This window comes from Aquimarina muelleri DSM 19832, from assembly GCF_000430665.1.
GTDB classification, from domain to species: Bacteria; Bacteroidota; Bacteroidia; order Flavobacteriales; family Flavobacteriaceae; genus Aquimarina; species Aquimarina muelleri.
The window spans coordinates 94,894-111,813 of the sequence record NZ_AUML01000018.1 but is presented as its reverse complement, the minus strand read 5'-3'; the positions used below and the strand labels follow the sequence as shown (position 1 = coordinate 111,813).

General features: G+C 30.1%; 21 protein-coding genes. 7 read left to right on the top strand and 14 right to left on the bottom strand.

Going from position 1 to position 16,920, the window contains the following annotated elements:
• Window positions 1-79: 79 nt before the first annotated feature.
• The 3 genes from H527_RS0109235 to H527_RS0109225 all read right to left on the bottom strand — a co-directional run bounded on the left by H527_RS0109235 (window position 80) and on the right by H527_RS0109225 (window position 1,124).
• Entirely contained in the window at window positions 80-337 is a 258-nt protein-coding gene (locus H527_RS0109235) for a hypothetical protein (RefSeq protein ID WP_027412446.1), read from the bottom strand.
• Window positions 338-477: 140 nt separating this feature from the next.
• On the bottom strand, window positions 478-795 hold the full coding sequence (locus H527_RS0109230; RefSeq protein WP_027412445.1) for a hypothetical protein: 318 nt from the start codon (window positions 793-795) through the stop codon (window positions 478-480).
• Window positions 796-869: 74 nt separating this feature from the next.
• Window positions 870-1,124 (bottom strand): hypothetical protein, encoded by a 255-nt coding sequence (locus H527_RS0109225; protein ID WP_027412444.1) that lies wholly within the window; start codon window positions 1,122-1,124, stop codon window positions 870-872.
• 150 nt (window positions 1,125-1,274) lie between these two features.
• Here H527_RS0109225 and H527_RS0109220 point away from each other — a divergent pair, with 150 nt between their 5' ends.
• Window positions 1,275-1,685, top strand: a complete 411-nt coding sequence (locus H527_RS0109220) for a hypothetical protein (protein ID WP_027412443.1) — start codon at window positions 1,275-1,277, stop codon at window positions 1,683-1,685.
• Here the strand turns inward: H527_RS0109220 and H527_RS0109215 are convergent.
• The gene (locus H527_RS0109215) at window positions 1,680-1,976 is read right to left on the bottom strand and encodes a hypothetical protein (RefSeq protein ID WP_027412442.1); all 297 of its coding nucleotides are present in this window, start codon (window positions 1,974-1,976) and stop codon (window positions 1,680-1,682) included. The genes H527_RS0109220 and H527_RS0109215 overlap by 6 nt on opposite strands.
• 536 nt (window positions 1,977-2,512) lie before the next feature.
• Window positions 2,513-2,731 (bottom strand): hypothetical protein, encoded by a 219-nt coding sequence (locus H527_RS0109205; protein WP_027412440.1) that lies wholly within the window; start codon window positions 2,729-2,731, stop codon window positions 2,513-2,515.
• A gap of 510 nt (window positions 2,732-3,241) precedes the next feature.
• On the opposite strand from H527_RS0109205, the gene H527_RS0109200 reads away from it, so the two are divergent.
• Window positions 3,242-3,466, top strand: a complete 225-nt coding sequence (locus H527_RS0109200) for a hypothetical protein (RefSeq protein ID WP_027412439.1) — start codon at window positions 3,242-3,244, stop codon at window positions 3,464-3,466.
• A 78-nt stretch (window positions 3,467-3,544) separates the two neighbouring features.
• Here the strand turns inward: H527_RS0109200 and H527_RS21755 are convergent, their stop codons facing one another.
• The 4 genes from H527_RS21755 to H527_RS0109180 form a co-directional block, all read right to left on the bottom strand.
• Complete coding sequence (locus H527_RS21755; protein ID WP_051316706.1) at window positions 3,545-4,486, bottom strand: DUF6371 domain-containing protein; 942 nt, start codon at window positions 4,484-4,486, stop codon at window positions 3,545-3,547.
• Between the two features lie 78 nt (window positions 4,487-4,564).
• The gene (locus tag H527_RS21750) at window positions 4,565-6,049 is read right to left on the bottom strand and encodes a DNA primase family protein (protein WP_081414582.1); all 1,485 of its coding nucleotides are present in this window, start codon (window positions 6,047-6,049) and stop codon (window positions 4,565-4,567) included.
• A gap of 20 nt (window positions 6,050-6,069) precedes the next feature.
• On the bottom strand, window positions 6,070-6,303 hold the full coding sequence (locus H527_RS0109185) for a hypothetical protein (protein WP_027412438.1): 234 nt from the start codon (window positions 6,301-6,303) through the stop codon (window positions 6,070-6,072).
• On the bottom strand, window positions 6,303-6,623 hold the full coding sequence (locus H527_RS0109180) for a hypothetical protein (RefSeq protein WP_027412437.1): 321 nt from the start codon (window positions 6,621-6,623) through the stop codon (window positions 6,303-6,305). The genes H527_RS0109185 and H527_RS0109180 overlap by 1 nt, the downstream gene beginning before the upstream one ends.
• A 328-nt stretch (window positions 6,624-6,951) precedes the next feature.
• On the opposite strand from H527_RS0109180, the gene H527_RS0109175 reads away from it, so the two are divergent.
• Complete coding sequence (locus tag H527_RS0109175) at window positions 6,952-7,695, top strand: S24 family peptidase (RefSeq protein ID WP_027412436.1); 744 nt, start codon at window positions 6,952-6,954, stop codon at window positions 7,693-7,695.
• A 338-nt stretch (window positions 7,696-8,033) separates the two neighbouring features.
• On the opposite strand, the gene H527_RS0109170 is transcribed toward H527_RS0109175, so the two are convergent.
• From H527_RS0109170 to H527_RS0109145, 5 genes are all read right to left on the bottom strand, one after another.
• Window positions 8,034-8,483, bottom strand: coding sequence for a hypothetical protein (locus H527_RS0109170; protein ID WP_027412435.1), 450 nt, complete (start codon window positions 8,481-8,483; stop codon window positions 8,034-8,036).
• Window positions 8,473-9,684 carry an ABC transporter permease gene (locus H527_RS0109165; RefSeq protein ID WP_027412434.1) on the bottom strand — a complete coding sequence of 404 codons (1,212 nt, stop codon included), beginning with the start codon at window positions 9,682-9,684 and terminating at the stop codon, window positions 8,473-8,475. The genes H527_RS0109170 and H527_RS0109165 overlap by 11 nt, the downstream gene beginning before the upstream one ends.
• The gene (locus tag H527_RS0109160) at window positions 9,681-10,310 is read right to left on the bottom strand and encodes an ATP-binding cassette domain-containing protein (RefSeq protein WP_027412433.1); all 630 of its coding nucleotides are present in this window, start codon (window positions 10,308-10,310) and stop codon (window positions 9,681-9,683) included. The genes H527_RS0109165 and H527_RS0109160 overlap by 4 nt, the downstream gene beginning before the upstream one ends.
• A 26-nt stretch (window positions 10,311-10,336) precedes the next feature.
• On the bottom strand, window positions 10,337-11,536 hold the full coding sequence (locus H527_RS0109155) for a GTP-binding protein (protein WP_027412432.1): 1,200 nt from the start codon (window positions 11,534-11,536) through the stop codon (window positions 10,337-10,339).
• A gap of 553 nt (window positions 11,537-12,089) precedes the next feature.
• Window positions 12,090-12,398 (bottom strand): hypothetical protein, encoded by a 309-nt coding sequence (locus tag H527_RS0109145; protein WP_155837850.1) that lies wholly within the window; start codon window positions 12,396-12,398, stop codon window positions 12,090-12,092.
• 630 nt (window positions 12,399-13,028) lie between these two features.
• Between H527_RS0109145 and H527_RS0109140 the strand changes: the two genes are divergently transcribed.
• The 4 genes from H527_RS0109140 to H527_RS0109125 all read left to right on the top strand — a co-directional run bounded on the left by H527_RS0109140 (window position 13,029) and on the right by H527_RS0109125 (window position 16,884).
• Window positions 13,029-13,694 carry a peroxiredoxin gene (locus H527_RS0109140; protein ID WP_027412429.1) on the top strand — a complete coding sequence of 222 codons (666 nt, stop codon included), beginning with the start codon at window positions 13,029-13,031 and terminating at the stop codon, window positions 13,692-13,694.
• Complete coding sequence (locus H527_RS0109135; RefSeq protein ID WP_027412428.1) at window positions 13,694-14,941, top strand: NAD(P)/FAD-dependent oxidoreductase; 1,248 nt, start codon at window positions 13,694-13,696, stop codon at window positions 14,939-14,941. Before H527_RS0109140 ends, H527_RS0109135 begins: the two co-directional genes overlap by 1 nt.
• Before the next feature lie 150 nt (window positions 14,942-15,091).
• A complete protein-coding gene (locus H527_RS0109130) occupies window positions 15,092-15,967 on the top strand; it encodes a sterol desaturase family protein (RefSeq protein ID WP_027412427.1) in 876 nt (291 codons plus the stop codon).
• A gap of 167 nt (window positions 15,968-16,134) precedes the next feature.
• The gene (locus H527_RS0109125; protein ID WP_027412426.1) at window positions 16,135-16,884 is read left to right on the top strand and encodes a hypothetical protein; all 750 of its coding nucleotides are present in this window, start codon (window positions 16,135-16,137) and stop codon (window positions 16,882-16,884) included.
• Window positions 16,885-16,920 lie beyond the last annotated feature (36 nt).

Below are 16,920 nucleotides of genomic sequence, written 5' to 3'. Positions count from 1 at the left end.
CTTACTCACTAGTTACCTGCCATACCCAGTATCCTTGTAAGGAAGTATTACACAAACTCAACTTAAACGTAATTTCCTTTTACTGCTTGTTTTTAGCATTCCAATATTCCTTTAAATTTATTTTTTTAACCATTTCCATAATATTATTATAAGTCCCCTTGCTAATGATTATGATGTCTTTTTCCTTTTTTACTTCTACAACAGGGTTTATATTTTTTAGTACCTCTGCAATGATTTCTTTTGCAGATGGTATACGGCTTAGTTCTACTATCTTTTGTTGTACCAAAACCCGTTCTTCTTTGGATAATTGATTGTATGTAGAATTGCTATCTAACATTAGTAATATATTGCTTTGCCAAGCTGTTTATTTTGTATCAGTAAAAGGGTGCGGGAGCAATCTTAAAGTACGAGGCTCTAATTACACAAACTCGACTTATATAAAATAGCAGATTACCCCCGCGATTCCTTTTACCCTACCTATTTTGATAATGCGTTTACATGGGTTTGGGGTAATGTACTAGTTTCTATAACTGCAATTGGATGAAAACATAGTGCTTCTCCTTGTGATATACTGTCTAATGCTAATGGGGATTTGCGTATGGTATTAGCGATATCAAAAGTGGTTTGTCCTTGTTTACGGCAATCTTTGATCCAGTTACGTAATAAAATTGCATAGCCTTTATACTGATCTATAGAGTAGTTAAAGTGCCATTGCTCTATATGCAATAGTTTAAGCACTTGGGCTTCAAAAATCCTACTCTCTTTTTCTGGACTTGATTTTACAATTGTTCTCATATTTCAATTTATTAGGGTTATTATTTAATCACTCTACTTGGCTTTACTTGAAACAAATTCAAAATATAATTCTCTTAATTATTTGCCTTTAGATGAATTTTAAATTGGTTCAAAAATATTTTATGCAACTCCTTAATTTCATTGTCTTTTATATTATGTACATTAATCATGCATTCTACCGCTCTATACAAAACATTAATATCCGTATCAATCGATTTAATTTTTTGTTTAAAGTAATAATGAGATAAACCAAACTCTTTTGCAGCTTTTTTTACATCACTAAGAGGTAGTTGTTCGAGTATTTCATAGGCTAGTTGTGTAAGGCTCACGTATTTTTTGTAATTTTGTTTAGTGTTTTTATTTTAAATATGAAGTAAATATATCTAAACATTTCGAAATAACAAAAACATTTCTAAACTTTTTAATAAAAAGAAAAACAAAGCGAAATTAAACAAAAGTAATTATCAGTATATAACCTTATGGACGCAGGGCAAAGAATATTAAAAGTGATCGATCATTTGAAAGTCTCTAAAAACAAATTTTCCACAAAATTACTTGGGCTATCTGCAAGTACAAAAATTGACCATATCATAAAAGGTAGAAATGATTTGACTTCTGAGTTTTGTAATGAAATTTGTTCTGTTGCTCCTGAAATCAATTATACTTGGCTATTTAAAGGGGAAGGAGAAATGTTAAAAGAAAATGTAGAGGATAATAAGAAAAGCTACGAAGATATTGACATCGACGATCTGGCACTCATGGTGGTAGAATATGAAGATGAGTTAATGAAGAATTCTTTATTTCGAAAAATGATAGAAAGACACTCTTTGATAATGCTTAACGACAAAATGCCAGAGCTAATTGATCGTATTTATAAAATGAAATCATAATAAGTGTTTATCTATCATAGTTCTGTTTATTTCTGAAAGTATCATATTTTTTAAAGTAGTTTTATCTATCTTTTTTTTTAAAGCTATATCTCTTACTTTTAAAAAAACAATAAATAACTTTTCTTCTTGCTCTAATATCTCTAAACTTAACTTTTCTTCAAAATCACCCTGTATATAATGTATTTCTTCTAGTAGTACTTTTTCATATTCTTTTTCGCTTAACTCCCCTTTATTGAATTTTTCCAAAAAGTACTTATGCCTTCTAATCCTTTTAATAATACGCTTTAACATTATTGCTCGCCTTTATAATGACTCCTATTATTTATTATCTAGTCAGCTTTGATTTCAAATAAGACAAACCATCTTTTAAAACATTCTCTCGATGTTTATTAATAAGTTTTAATGTATTGATATACCTAAGAATCTGGTAAAATATTATAAGAGAAATCGAGCAAATAAAAAGAGACAAAAATATATACGCTAGTAAATTATAATCCACATCTGGTATAAATACCCAGGATAGATAAAATATACTTGATATAAAAGGAGAGATAAGAGAGTATCGCAAATAATTCTGTACAATTTTATATCTAGCAGGACTATTAACAACCGAAATGATTAATAAAACTCCTATCACTAAAAACAAAATACTTAAATGTACCCCAAGTGAATATAAAAAAGCTTGAATGCTAGGGTATCCAAAAAATTTTTCCGTTAAAATTTCTCTTTCAACAAACGAATGTACAAAAGGCATTAATCCACTTAATAAAATAAATAAAAACCCTACCTTTTCTATAAAAAATAAAGTTAACCCTTTATTTTTTGTCTTAATTTCCTGATTGTCCTCCTGATGACTCAACTCTGTCTTTGTCGATTTCATTCCTAAAGGCATCGTATGTATTTCCTTGTCCACCTGGAGGAGTGACATCCTCTTTGTTAATTGCTTTAAATTCGATTCCTGTTTCATTTTCTATATCGTTTTTTTCACAACTAACAAATATCACAACGAGTACAATAACCGAAAAGATTACACTAAACTTTTTCATTTTTTCTAAACATTTTTAAAATTAGTACCTTAAAGCTAATTATAAAATATAATTTATTGACTAGAAAAAATATTTTTGTGTTATAAATCTCTGTTAGGGTAGGTGTTACAGATATTTAAGATGTTAATTGTTTGGTTAATAAAACAAAGAAAAGAATTTTTATCAAAAAATAGTTATGGCTTTCCCGTATATTTAGTTCGAAACATATAGTATACATTTCTAAACATACGGTATTACTAGGAAAAGGAGAATTAAAATATTTTAAAAAATAAATAGTTTATTTTCTTGTTAAGAAAAATTTAACAAAAAAAGACGATTCAGAGGTTTTTTTGGTTGAAATTATTCTATCTCTTTAACTTTTACTTATTTATAAATTACGCTGTTTTTTTTATCTTCTGTTTTTCGGTTTTTTTGCCTATTAGTTGGTGTTTTTTTCTACAGAGAGGTAATCGCAAAAATGGCAGACTATTTTGTACTTTTGGTATTATAACCTTATCTAATAACCAACTTATGTATTTATTTACTATTCCCGTTTCTATAAGAAAAGGTTCTGGTCCAGAATGGTATCAAAAAATCTTTACGGTAGAGTATACGGATTTGGATTTTGACATAACTATAGAGGATTTAAAAGAATGGGCAAAAGAAGATGTTAGGAGTCAATTAAGAGCTGCAATGAAGGATAGTCAAGATGAAGAAAACTGGGTTATCGAAAATGTAGAATTAAAGAAAGTGTAGTTAGTAATGTATTTTGTAATGAAAGATGATTTTAAAGTCTTATTTGTTACTGTTCTACATTGAATTAGTATTCTTCTGCTAATTAATATTACTCCCTACTAAGCGAATATCCAATAAATAATCTGCAATATCCCATCCTTTTTCTTTTTGAATTTTAGAAGCTTTTTTTTCTATAAGATCTGATATTTGATAATCAACTTCAGGGTAAAGGGTACTGATTTTTTCTTTCCATTTTTCATATCCGTTTAGGTCAGGAAATAAGACTACTTGTCTTCCTTTTAAAACTTTAGTATTTTTATAATTAAGATTGGATAAGCTCCCTGTAGCCATCCAAATAAATTTAGAAAGAAAAACACTGGAAATAATGGCTGTTTTCTCACTTTCTACTATAGCTATTGGCTTTTCCCTATTCGTTTTCAATAAATGTTCTCCAAAAAGACACTGCTTTAAATGATAGTCTTTAATCTTTAGTGTTTTATGCACCCAAGAGATATGTGGAAATGGTTTTTTAACTCGTTTACCAGTTATTGGGTGATATAACATGATCTTGCCGCTTCTTATATTTCTTTGCGCATCCATTTGCCAGAATATAGTAGCTCCCTGCCATTTTTTGGAAGTTCCTATTAAATATTTTTCGGTAAGTTCTTTTGTAGTTTCTGGGTTAAATATATTTTCTAAGAATAAAATAAAATTATTGGGATATCTGGACTGCATGCTTTTAAGTAACAATCTATATGGAATTGTATGGATAATGCTTTTGCGTTTTGGTATATATATAAGATCTCTGCTCTTTTTTGTAGGCTCGATTTCAACTAAATTATTAGTATCCTCAAAAAATTGTTTGGGAGTATAATGATATCCGCATTGGATCTCACGATTACAGCGTCCTACATTATCCTGCATATAGGTGTTTTTCTTTGTGTCTATATATCTGGAAAACATTGTTTTTTTACCACAATTAGGACAGGTATATCTGGATTTAATAGTAGTATATGGCTCTAGTATAAATCTATATTTCAAAATAAAAACAATTTATTTTCAGCTACACGTTCTACACTTTCTACACGATTTTTAAGGTATTGGTGTAGAAAGTGTAGTTTATGTAGCAGAACTTAATACTTTCTTTTTTACATAAATAGCCATTCCATAATTTTTGCGTTGTATCGCATATCCAAGTTTTTGCATCCTTTTAGAGAATGATTTTTTAGATTCAAAATTATAATTGCTTTCTACACAAAAAGTTCGATACTCACTAAATAAGCTTTGCAATGGAATATCCATAACCGTATTAGGTTCGTAATCCATATCTTCTAAAAACATAAAAATAGTATCCCTTTCTTTTTGGTACTTTAGGATTTCGTTACGTACAATTGCACTATCGGTAAATTTTCTGTTTTTCAATAATCGGTTAGTACCTTGTAACATCCAATTAAGTACTCCGGATAATTCCTCTTGTATAATGCGTTTGGATAGATCCGGATCTTGTTCCTTGACTGGAATGGTTACCTTAAATGGAAGTATCAAAAATCTTCTGAAAAAAGCATTATTGTTTTCTATGTTTTCGGGAAGCTCATTACAATTAAACATAAAACGGGCATAGTCTTTTATCAATTTTGGTTTACCAAAAGGCAATCTGGCTTCTACAGGCTCCCCCGATACCAATAACTTAAAGGTATTGGTTTCTAGTTTTCCGTTGATCTCACTAGCATAATTTAATAGTTTATTAGTAAGCATAGCTCTATAATACCCCTTATCCTCTGTTAGAGATTGTAAGGAATAGCTAGTAAAATTCTCTTCCCCTAACAGGGCGTTAATAATATCAAACAATACACTTTTTCCGTTAGCTCCGCTACCATAGGCTAATAATACTTTCTCTAATTTAAGAACATTGTTTTTTATAAAAATATACCCTAGATACTCAGATAATACATCTTGTAATTCCTGTTCAGGAAGTACTCTGTCTAAATATCCCTGAAACATAGGTGCAGTAGCTGTTTGATTATATGAAAAAGGCAACTGATAGGTAAGGAAATCGTTTTTACAAAATGGACGTAAAACTCTTGCAAATGGCGAGATCTCAAAAGTGCCATTTGCTAGATTGATAAGTGTGGTTTTACTATTTTTTTGAAGTTCCTTTAATCTTGCATCCGAAAGGAATTGTTTATACATATCGCCTTTAAATGCAAAATATTTGGCATAAAAGCGGTTCATCTTGGTTTTTAATGCCACTTGGCATAAAAAATCTTCAAACTCTTCCTGTCCTACTAATTGCCAATACTCTCCATTATACAGATATACATAATCATATTTACGGCATAAATGAAATCCTAGAGATATTGCTTTTTCTAATAATATTTCAATAATAGAAACCAGAAAATGTACTTTTCGTGGTTTTTCATTTGTTGATAATTCTGCATACTTTCTAAAATCAACTTCTTCGATATGTTCTAGTAGTTGCTTAAATATATCTGATAGTTGATTGTGTTCTCTTTTTTCTTTCTGACTATTTGCAACAGCAAGTAATTTATCCGTTTCTTCCAGAAAATCATTCGCGCTTAATGTTTTTGATTTGTTGTTTTCCATAAGGTGTTTGTACTATATCTTCAAAACTTTGGTTTATATACAATATCCTCTATTAAAGGAGGTTCTCCCAAATGAGAAACTATTATTTTAACTTGTTTTGGGGTATACAAACCTCCTTGATATGCGCCTAATCTACTATTGATTTTTTTAGTCCACTGGCGAAATGTATATGGAGAACATTGGTAAGATTGCTGTAAGACTGTTTTAGACACTGCTTTGTAACGTTTATTATTGTTCTTAATAATCTTGGTCATTATTTGGTAAGGTTTAAAGATTTGATTAAATCCTGATTATGTAATCTTTTTAAAGTATGCGTATTATGTTTAGGAATCTTGTTGTTAAGTAACTCTTCCATTGTACAATTGAAATAATTAGCTATTAAAGCCAGTTTGTCTGCTGATATTTCTAATCGATCTTCTTTATTTACATACAACCATCTTTCAAAAGTTCGTTTACTTACCTTACAAGCAACGGGTAATTTTCTTTTAGCAATAGTGTATTCATTATAAGGAAGTTTCTTTAAAAACTTTAAAATATGATACTTCCTTTTATTTGCACTCCATTCGTTTGTCATAATTATCTATTTTTTTGATTTAATTTATGGATATATTGATTTTTATATTTGTTAGTAACTGTACTTGTTTTGTGTAAAGAATATGTTAACCTCATGTAAAAATTTAGACAATTTGTAGGTATTTTTATGAAATTATATGTAAATTTTGTAATATTGTACTTATAAAGACTATCAATCATAGTTTTATTTCCATTTTTACGACATAAAATTACTCTTTATTTCATTTTGATAGTAATTTACCGACATAAATTTGATTATAAATATAAAAACATAGACGTAATATTCAAACAGACTTACATTATTTTTACAAACTTTCACTTTTATAGATATGGCACAGCATTTAGTAACTAAGAGAATTTTAACTATTATGGATATGATTTTGGAAGAAGGATCTGTGAAATCAGGAAGCGCATTAGCCAGAAGTATTGGCTATTCTGCTCAATCTTTTGATAAGGTTAAAAATGATGGTAGAAACTTCCCTATAGATGTAATTTATAAATTCTTCTCTAAATACAATATCAATCCATCTTTAGTATTTATTGATGATATATGGGAAGAACATAGTAGTAATGGGCAAGGGTTTTATCAACAAAACACACACAGTTCCTCAGAAGTTGCATTTTATACAGATATAGAATACAAAACATGGGTAGCACTAATATCTATAGAAGATATTCAAGGATATGCTCTAAACCACAAAAAAGATGAGTATATAGATCAATTGGATTATATGTCGTTCACTAAAAAAGAAGATCCATCTAAAATAGTTAGAGGGTTTCAAGTAAAAGGAGACGATATGGAGCCTAATTTTTTTCATGGAGATTGGGTTTTTGGAATATTAAAAAAAAGTTATACTAGTATAAAATTGAACAGAATTTATATAATCGTTTTAATAAATACGATTATAGTAAGAAGGATTGTTGCTGTAGACGAAGAAGAGAATTTACTTACAGTTAGCATGGATAATTATGCATATCCTAACCATACTATTTCATTAGATGGGGTGTTTCAAATCTGGGAAGTTGAAAATGCTTTAAAAAGTAGATTCCCAATGCCAATACAAACGAAATAACATTGCAAATAACACAAAATCAGGTAGTTAAAAAGTAGTCAGTTGTAGTCACTTAAAAACAGTAAATCAGTCACAAAAATTATTTTTAAAAAATCCTACAGTATTCTTGAAAAACACTTAATATACAGTATATTAGTGTCACTGAAAACGTCAAATAATAGTATAAAAATATGGGTAAGATAGCAGGTTCAAATCCTGTCATCCCGACTAGTACAAACCGTTCATTTTCAGTAAATAATGAACGGTTTTTTAGTTCTACATGTTGTGTTAATTTAATTTCCTCTTGTTTTTTCTTAGAGAATTTATTTTCTATCTATTTCAATAAAATCGTGTTATTATTATTTATTAATTAATTGCCCTTTACAATTCTCAAGAATGTAATTAAAATGTTCTATATCATCGGCATTTAACTTCAAAGTACCTGTTATAGATACTATAGCATCTGTTTTAAAAGTTGGTTTGGAGGTAAATTGTAGTTCTATGGCTGTTTCAGGACCACCAACTCCACAAAAAAAGCAAGAAGACATAGGTCCTTTAGATAAAATATATAATTTCCCCTTAGGATCTACATTTAAGAAATAACCGGTAATGGTTATCTGTTTTCCTTCCAAAGCTTTTACAAAAGAGAGGAATTCTGGGTACAAAAAAGACTCTCCGTAAGCAGGAAAAAACTTCTCTGTAAATTTTACTTGTGATAAATCTTTCCAAGTCACCTTCTGTTGACTAAAACATGTATAGCTAGATAGAAGGATAATAATAATAATAATAATTAAAAATTTATTTTTCATTACTCAAAATAGTTGATATATTCATTTTTATGATGGGATATATAGCTAGTAAAACAGAAAGTACTATCATACTAAACACTAACATTACTGTTTGTAAGAGTTCGTGAAATGGTAGTTCTTGAAGTATGTTTTGTTTATTGTCTGTTTCTGTTATTTTAAACATAAAGTATACCCCAATTTTTGATAAGGCAAGTCCTAATATTAGAGCTAGAAATACAATTAATACCCCTTCATAAACAACCATTCGTATTAACTGAAAATTACTTGCTCCATAAGTTCGTAAAAGTGCCAAATCAAAGGCTCTTTCCTTTACCATTTTATAAAGACTAATGAAAACGGTCATGCAAGAAATAACAAGAATTATATAGGCAATCCAAGAAATTGTTTTAAACCCAACACCAGTATATTGATATAACCTATCCAACTCATACTTTGGTAATGCTGCTTGCATATAGGTGTGTTTATTGATTCTTCTGGGAAGTGTTAAAAGAGCTGAAGGATTTCTAAAAGAAACCAACAGTGAGGTTATCTCCTTTCCTTCATGATATTCCATGTGATTTTTCTCTTTTTCATGTACTTCATTATCATGATGATGAACATCCCATACACTTTCTAAATTAGTGATAATCAAACGATCTATTACTTTTTGAGTTGGTTTTAATATCCCCACTACAGTTAAGCTCTCAGAATGTACCTCTATATCATTTTCAATCAACCCATGAGAACTTAAGAAAGTCTCCCCTACCTTTAGATCTAGTTGCGCTGCTACGGTATGCCCAAGAATAACCTCCATAGACTTTTTTACTACACTTCCCTTTTCTAATTTAGCATTATAAAGAGATACAAATTCGCCTGTAGTTCCTATAATCTTATAACCTTTGTAATTATCTCCATAAGAAATGGGAACAGCTGTCTTTATCAAAGGGCTTTTGCTTATTTTTTTTGCATCTTTATATAAGATATTTCCTGTAGGATTATCTAAATGTAGTACAGAAGCCAAAACCAACTGTAACGGACTTCCTTTGGCTCCAATAACCAAATCAATAGCTCCTAAATTATTTTCCATTTGGTGTTCAAATGAGGTTTTCAATTGTTGGATTCCTAAAAGAAGAGCTATACTTAATGATAGAGTAAAAACACTTAAAAAAGTATATAGAGGTCTGGTCTTTATGTTTTGTAAGCTAATTTTCCAAATAGTCATAATATTATTGAATTTGAAAATAATGATTTAATCCTATGATCATGCGTTATAACAATTAGATTGGCATTGGTTCGCTTTGCTTGATTAATAAGCAATTCAATAACTATTTTGCAGTTATCATCATCTAAATTCGAGGTAGGTTCATCTGCTAGAATAACTTTTGGATTATGTACTACAGATAACGCTATCCCTAATCGTTGTAATTGTCCTTCACTAAGCTCATTAACCTTACTTTTTTTACAGTCGTCCAAACCTAATTGATTTAACAAATTGTTAATCAGTATATTGTTTTTAGATTTTTTACTAAAAAAAAGGCGAGCCTGTAGGTTTTCAACAGTATTCAAAGATTGAACAGCATGACTTTTTTGAAATACAAGCCCTATATTTTGCCCCCTAAACTTATCTAATTGTCCATGAGACAAAGAGTTGATATCTACGCCTTCCATTACTATTTTTCCGCTAACAGGGGGTAATAAACCTGCTAAAAGATGTAAAAGAGTTGTTTTTCCTATTCCTGATTTACCTAGAATAAGTAAGTTTTCCTGCTCCTTTAAATCTATGTTTGGGAAACAAAAAGTGCATTCCGTTTTTTTATAACGAAATGTAAGATTATCTGTTTGTATCATCTCAAATTTTATAAAATCTTGGATTTTTATCTTGCTATAGGCCAGTAGTCTTCTTGAGGAAACAATTTATTTCCCCATAATTGTTCTTCCTTATCTGTAAGCAGACAATCCAGTAATTGGTTTATGATTTCTTCTTTTTCTAGATATTGCCCAATAAAGACCAATTCTATTTTTCTGTCTCCAAATAAGGTATCCCATTCCGATTCAATTTGATTTTTATTTTCATTGAAGGCGGCATAGCTAGTTCGCTCTACAAAAGGCATGGACGCCCACCAAATTCCTGCATTATCGGCTTTAAAAGATCCTCCTGCTGTACTCCATACTAAAGCCTGATCAGATCTTGAAGCTAACCAAAACAACCCCTTACTTCTAATAATGTTTTGTGGAAAGCTTTCATTTAAATACTTTAAAAAACGTTCAGGATGAAACGGCTTTTTGCTCTTGAACACAAAAGAACCAATACCGTATTCTTCGGTTTCAGGGATATGCTCGTTTTCAAGTTCTTTTATCCAACCAGCAGAAGCTTCTGCTTTTTCGTAATCAAAAAGACCTGTATTGATGATATGTTTCAATTCAACCTTTGATTTATTGACAGGAATAATACGTGCTTCTGGATTTAATTTATGGATGATAGCATGAAGCTCTTTTAATTGCTCTTCTGTTGCAAGATCAATTTTATTAATAATAATAACGTTAGCAAATTCAACCTGATCAGTAAGTAAATTAACTATAGTTCTATTGTCATCCTCGATATCTGTAAGCGATCTTGTAGTAAGATAGTCAGAACTAGAAAAATCTTTTAAGAAATTAAAGGCGTCCACTACCGTTACCATAGTATCTATATAACTAAAACGACTTAGGTCTATATTGCCATCTTCACTTTCAAACGTAAAAGTTTGGGCTACAGGAATAGGCTCACTTATACCAGTACTTTCTATCAATAGGTAATCAAACTTATTTTGTTTAGCAAGTCTTTCAACTTCTACCATAAGATCTTCACGCAATGTACAACAGATACAACCATTGGACATTTCTACCAATTTTTCTTCGGTTCTAGAAAGTGTGTTTTCATTTTTAATGAATTGGGCATCTATATTCACTTCGCTCATATCATTAACAATGACAGCTACTTTTAAGCCTTCTTTGTTATGTAGTATATGATTTAGTAATGTGGTTTTTCCTGCCCCCAGAAAACCGCTCAATACAGTTACAGGTAATTTTTTCATGTATTCAGTTTATTATTTATAAAACAAACAGTATGTTTTCGGTTTGACATTGGTAATACGTATTTTATAAGCAACAACCTCAGAGCAATATCACGAGGTATACCTCTGAAGGTGTATTTTATTTTCGAGACAAGTCTTGAGAAACAAACTCCTTAATAAGGGATTAAAAGCAAGAAGTAAAAGGATAGCTGACATTCTAAAACACAAAAAATCTATGCGCGATTATTTCTAAAAAAAGCCTTGAAAGGCGAAGCATTTTAGAATATTTAAAATATTAATTGAATCCCCATATTTATGATATACAGTTATAATAATGAATATCCAAATTATTAAAATCTAACATTATTATAAACCTCAACTTTTGTCTTTGAAAGAACTTAAATTGTCCTCAAAGACCAATGAGAAAACAAATAATATGAAATTTCAACTTTTTCTCTACTTAATCAATAACCTTAGAGCAAGCTCACTAGGTATGCTTCCGAAAATATATTTTGTTTTTGAGGCAAGCCTCGGAGAATTAAACTCCACAATGTGGATTAAAATTGCGAAAAAACTATAATGTAGAGGGTGGAGGTCGGGAAAAGAGTTGATCCGAACCAATAGTATTAGAGATAATAAATCTATAGTTTTTGGTTATCTCTCTCTGAGCAACAGGCTCTATAATATTAATTGTAAAATCTTGTGAATCAGAAAAAATAAGTGGTGTTGCATTGTATATAATAGCATGGTCACAAACAGTACAATGTAAAGCATGATCCTTATCGTCTGTATGTAATAATACATGAATCCCTGCCGTTTTCATGGATAGAAAAAGCACAAGAAACAGATAGGTAATGCTATTTTTTAACCGACCATTTTTCATTAAACGCAAACTTAATAAAATTAACGAAATCTTATGGCAACAACTTAGAATAAAAACTTTTTATGCTTGATTTTTATCTCGCCAAATATTTTTTAATTGAATAACAAACATAACTCCTGCCTATAAATAATTATTATATATACACTGTTTTTAATACCCTAATAAGTTAAGATCTACTCTACCTTAATATTTCTGTTACAGTTTTATTTCTATCTGATAATTTCAAAAAACTCTCTCCATTTTAGTTACTATGTAACAAATGTTACTGTACTCTATTTTTATACACTATAACTTTATAATAAAAATAAACCATGATAAAAATGACTTCGTAAAATACCTTTTCGAAACACATTTTTATACAGTCTGTATTCAATTTGACTAATAAAATAGATCCAGATATTGTATATATAATCATCTATTAATAGGAAACTAAGTATAACAAAATCACAGCTAAAAAATAGTAAAGAATTTAAATTAACAGACACAAACAAATCAATAACCTCGGAGCAAGCTCACTAGGTATGCTTCCGAAAATATATTTTGTTTTCGAGGCAAGCCTCGAGAATTAAACTCCACAATGTGGATTAAATCAATATACACTTTTAAAAAACTATAAATCATCAAAAAATTATGGAAACTACACCAATAGAAATGAATACAATACCTAGAATAGGAGATAATGCTCCCGATTTTGAAGCAATTACAACACATGGTAAATTAAAACTATCTGAATTTGCAGAAAAAAAATGGGTGGTTTTATTCTCACACCCTGCAGATTTTACCCCAGTATGTACTACAGAATTAAGTGGTTTTGCAGAAAAAAAACCAGAGTTTACCTCTTTAAACACAAAACTTATAGGTCTTAGTATCGATAGTATCCATTCGCATTTGGCTTGGGTAAATAATGTGCATGAAAAAACAAATGTATACTTTGATTTTCCTATAATAGCAGACATCGATATGAAAGTTGCTAAATTATATGGCATGCTACAACCTAATGAAAGTGAAACTGCTGCGGTAAGAGCTGTATTCTTTATAGACCCAAATATGAAAATAAGACTTATCATGTACTACCCTCTTACTATTGGCAGAAACATGAATGAAATCTTAAGAGTATTAGAAGCCTTACAAGTATCTGACAAACACAAAGTAGCTTTACCTCTAAACTGGAAAAAAGGAGATAAAGTAATTGTTCCTCCCCCAAAAACCTTAACCGAAATGAAAAATAGAATTGAAGATACCTCGTGCGAAAAAGTAGATTTTTATCTGGCAAAAAAAGATTTAAAACTAGACTAATGAATATGCATTATCAAATACTTGTTATTGGAGGGGGAACTGCAGGAATTATGACTGCAAGTAGTCTTCTTAAAAAGAACTCAAAACTTAGCATAGCAGTTATAGAACCATCAGAAACACATTGGTATCAACCAGCATGGACACTTGTTGGTGGGGGCACTTATAGCTATGAAAAAACTAAACGACCGATGCAATCTGTAATGCCTAAAAATGCAATATGGATAAAAGACAGGGTCATTTCTATACATCCTAATCAAAATAGTGTAGATACAACACTTGACAAAAAATATACATATGACTTTTTAATTGTTGCGCCTGGATTAAAATTAGATGCCTCTTTGGTAGAAGGATTACCAGAAAGTATCGATAAAGGGGTGGTTTGTAGTAATTATACCAATCCTAATCATACTTGGGATGTTATAAAAAATTTTAAAGGAGGCGTTGCTTTGTTTACACAACCTCCAAAACCATATAAATGCGGTGGCGCTCCACAAAAAATAATGTATCTGGCGGATGATTATTTTGCAAAAAATGGCGTTAAAAATAGTACTAAGGTAGTATATGCAAGCGCCTCTGATATCATTTTTGCTGTACCCGAAATAGCAAAAACCTTAATGAAGGTTGTTGACAGAAAAGAGATTGGTATTAAATTTAACCATGAACTTAAAAAAATAGATAGTAATAAACAAATCGCTTGGTTTAAAGTAAGTCCTGATTATAAAGAACATAATCCTATAGAATTAGATATTCTTCAAGAAAAAGAATTAATAGGAATCCGATATGATATGTTACATCTGGTACCACCCAATACACCTCCAGACTTTATTAAAGACTCTGTATTAAGCGATTCTACTGGTTGGATGGATGTAGACCAATATACGTTACAACATAAAGAATATCCTAACATATTTGGCCTAGGGGATGTTACTAATGTACCTACATCCAAAACAGGAGCCGCAATAAGAAAACAAGCCCCTATTGTTGTTCATAATATTCTAGAATTAATTACATATCAAAAACTAGGCACCACAAAATATGATGGCTATTCCTCTTGTCCCTTTATTACAGGATATGGCAAAATGGTATTGGCAGAATTTGACTATACCAAAAAGTTTACTCCAGATCCTAAATTAAAAAAAATGTGGATTAAAGATTCTTCAAAAGAACATTGGAGACTTTGGATTTTAAAAAAATATATACTACCATATTTATATTGGAATAAGATGTTAAAAGGAAAAGAAGTATAAAATAGATTTCTAATTTTAACTAAAAAAGTTTCTTACTTTGCATTAAAGAGGTAAACATATCTTTAGAGCTTGTTTGAAAAAACAAGCTCTAAATGTTGAGTACTACTTTTTAAGAGTACCCAAAAAATTAGTCTTAAATAAAAATTTTTAATGAAAAAATACAGTAATGCATTTATAGATGCTTTTACAGGAAATGTAGATTGGACTATAAAATCTATAGCTTTCGAAGTTCCTTGGTTTACTAACTATTTTTGGGGGTTGACTATTATATCTTTGTTAGTTTGGGGGCTAGAAATTGCTTTTCCATGGAGAAAAAACCAGTCTGTATTCAGAAAAGATTTTTGGTTAGATGGGTTTTATATGTATTTCAACTTCTTCGTCTTTTCTATTGTTATTGGTGGGTTTTACAAACTTTTAGAAATTTTTCTTAACGATATAGGGATCTCTACAAAAAGCTTGACCGTTATCGACATTTCCACATTACCAATGTGGGCACAACTCCTACTATTTTTTATTATTTTGGATTTTGTACAATGGTTTACGCATGTCCTGCTTCATAAATACCCTTTTTTATGGAGGTTTCATAAAATACACCATTCTGTTAAAGAAATGGGGTTTGCAGCGCATTTACGGTATCATTGGATGGAAAATATTTTTTATAAGCCATTAAAAACTATTGGAGTAATGATTTTGGGAGGCTTCGAACCAGAGCAGGCTTATATAGTACACTTTTTTGCAATTATGATTGGGCATTTTAATCATGCAAATATTAAAATTACCTGGGGGCCATTAAAATACCTCCTAAACAACCCTGTAATGCACCTTTATCACCATTCGTATAGTATCCCCAAAAACTCTTATGGAGTAAATTTTGGTATTAGTCTAAGCATTTGGGATTATATATTTAAAACCAATTATATACCCGAAGATAGTGGTACTATCGAGATTGGTTTCCCTGGAGATGAACAAGTTCCTAAACACTTTTGGAAACAAATTATTTATGGTTTTGGAAAGACAAAAACATAAAATACTATACCATATCGCATTTTAATATACACTCCTACAAACAACAAATGCACAATACGAAATCATACATATAGCAGCTTTAAAACAATCAAACCATATATTACTACGTTAGAATTACTTTGTTATATTGTAACTTAATAAAAGTTTTCGCTAACCGAACAACATATATGAAACTCTTGGCTCTCGGTATTATATTTCTAATCCTGTGTAAAGGAAACGCACAACAGCAAAAAGATTTTAATCCTAACACGTATCGGTTTAGTTATAAATCTGAGTTGTATAAAGGCACCAGAGTAGAGATAACCTCAAAATTAAAAGCATTAAAAAACAATTCCTGGTTTGTAAACATTCCTGAAGAAAAAAAAACCGTACTCAATATCCTGTTTAAAAAAGCAAAAGAGCAACCCATACCAAAATTATATAAAAAACATGCAATAGCATTTTTAGATGCTCTATATGCTTATGAAGAGTTTTTAAAGATATATGATAACGCACTTTATGAGGTGATTCTTAACCTTAAACAGGATATGCGCCGTCTTGATTTTAAATTCGAAAGACAATTTACAAAAGCTAAGATAGCGCTAGAACGTGCTAATAAAGAAGATAAAAATAATACTCAAAAGATAGATCTTATTAGCAAAGAGCTTCTGGATAGCCAAATAAAATTAATATGCCATCGATGGATGAAAAAGAAAATAGAGAAATATAAAGGTATGGATGCAATTAAAAACCCAGATGAACTAATTGCAGAATTTAAAAAAGAGGAAGCTATGAATGTTTTTACTATGATTGAAAAAAAAAGAACAGAGCAGATTAGTGCATATCTTGAAAACCAGATCATTGATTTCTTTTATAATAAATCCCTTCCCGAAATAGATGTTGAAGATCTTCAACTAGACTATATAGATAAATTATAAACTATTCTGATACTAATAATTTATAAGTATCTTTCT

Excerpts from the sequence above, each read along its gene's own strand:
- H527_RS0109170 (WP_027412435.1), bottom strand. The coding sequence starts at position 8,483 with ATGAAAAATAAATTTTTAATTATTATTATTATTATTATCCTTCTATCT.
- H527_RS0109145 (WP_155837850.1), bottom strand. The coding sequence starts at position 12,398 with ATGAAAAATGGTCGGTTAAAAAATAGCATTACCTATCTGTTTCTTGTG.
- H527_RS0109165 (WP_027412434.1), bottom strand. The coding sequence starts at position 9,684 with ATGACTATTTGGAAAATTAGCTTACAAAACATAAAGACCAGACCTCTA.
- H527_RS0109215 (WP_027412442.1), bottom strand. The coding sequence starts at position 1,976 with ATGTTAAAGCGTATTATTAAAAGGATTAGAAGGCATAAGTACTTTTTG.
- H527_RS0109130 (WP_027412427.1), top strand. The coding sequence starts at position 15,092 with ATGAAAAAATACAGTAATGCATTTATAGATGCTTTTACAGGAAATGTA.
- H527_RS0109135 (WP_027412428.1), top strand. The coding sequence starts at position 13,694 with ATGAATATGCATTATCAAATACTTGTTATTGGAGGGGGAACTGCAGGA.
- H527_RS0109125 (WP_027412426.1), top strand. The coding sequence starts at position 16,135 with ATGAAACTCTTGGCTCTCGGTATTATATTTCTAATCCTGTGTAAAGGA.
- H527_RS0109200 (WP_027412439.1), top strand. The coding sequence starts at position 3,242 with ATGTATTTATTTACTATTCCCGTTTCTATAAGAAAAGGTTCTGGTCCA.
- H527_RS0109185 (WP_027412438.1), bottom strand. The coding sequence starts at position 6,303 with ATGACCAAGATTATTAAGAACAATAATAAACGTTACAAAGCAGTGTCT.
- H527_RS0109155 (WP_027412432.1), bottom strand. The coding sequence starts at position 11,536 with ATGAAAAAATTACCTGTAACTGTATTGAGCGGTTTTCTGGGGGCAGGA.
- H527_RS0109235 (WP_027412446.1), bottom strand. The coding sequence starts at position 337 with ATGTTAGATAGCAATTCTACATACAATCAATTATCCAAAGAAGAACGG.
- H527_RS0109230 (WP_027412445.1), bottom strand. The coding sequence starts at position 795 with ATGAGAACAATTGTAAAATCAAGTCCAGAAAAAGAGAGTAGGATTTTT.
- H527_RS0109205 (WP_027412440.1), bottom strand. The coding sequence starts at position 2,731 with ATGAAAAAGTTTAGTGTAATCTTTTCGGTTATTGTACTCGTTGTGATA.
- H527_RS0109160 (WP_027412433.1), bottom strand. The coding sequence starts at position 10,310 with ATGATACAAACAGATAATCTTACATTTCGTTATAAAAAAACGGAATGC.
- H527_RS21750 (WP_081414582.1), bottom strand. The coding sequence starts at position 6,049 with ATGGAAAACAACAAATCAAAAACATTAAGCGCGAATGATTTTCTGGAA.
- H527_RS0109175 (WP_027412436.1), top strand. The coding sequence starts at position 6,952 with ATGGCACAGCATTTAGTAACTAAGAGAATTTTAACTATTATGGATATG.
- H527_RS0109220 (WP_027412443.1), top strand. The coding sequence starts at position 1,275 with ATGGACGCAGGGCAAAGAATATTAAAAGTGATCGATCATTTGAAAGTC.
- H527_RS0109140 (WP_027412429.1), top strand. The coding sequence starts at position 13,029 with ATGGAAACTACACCAATAGAAATGAATACAATACCTAGAATAGGAGAT.
- H527_RS0109180 (WP_027412437.1), bottom strand. The coding sequence starts at position 6,623 with ATGACAAACGAATGGAGTGCAAATAAAAGGAAGTATCATATTTTAAAG.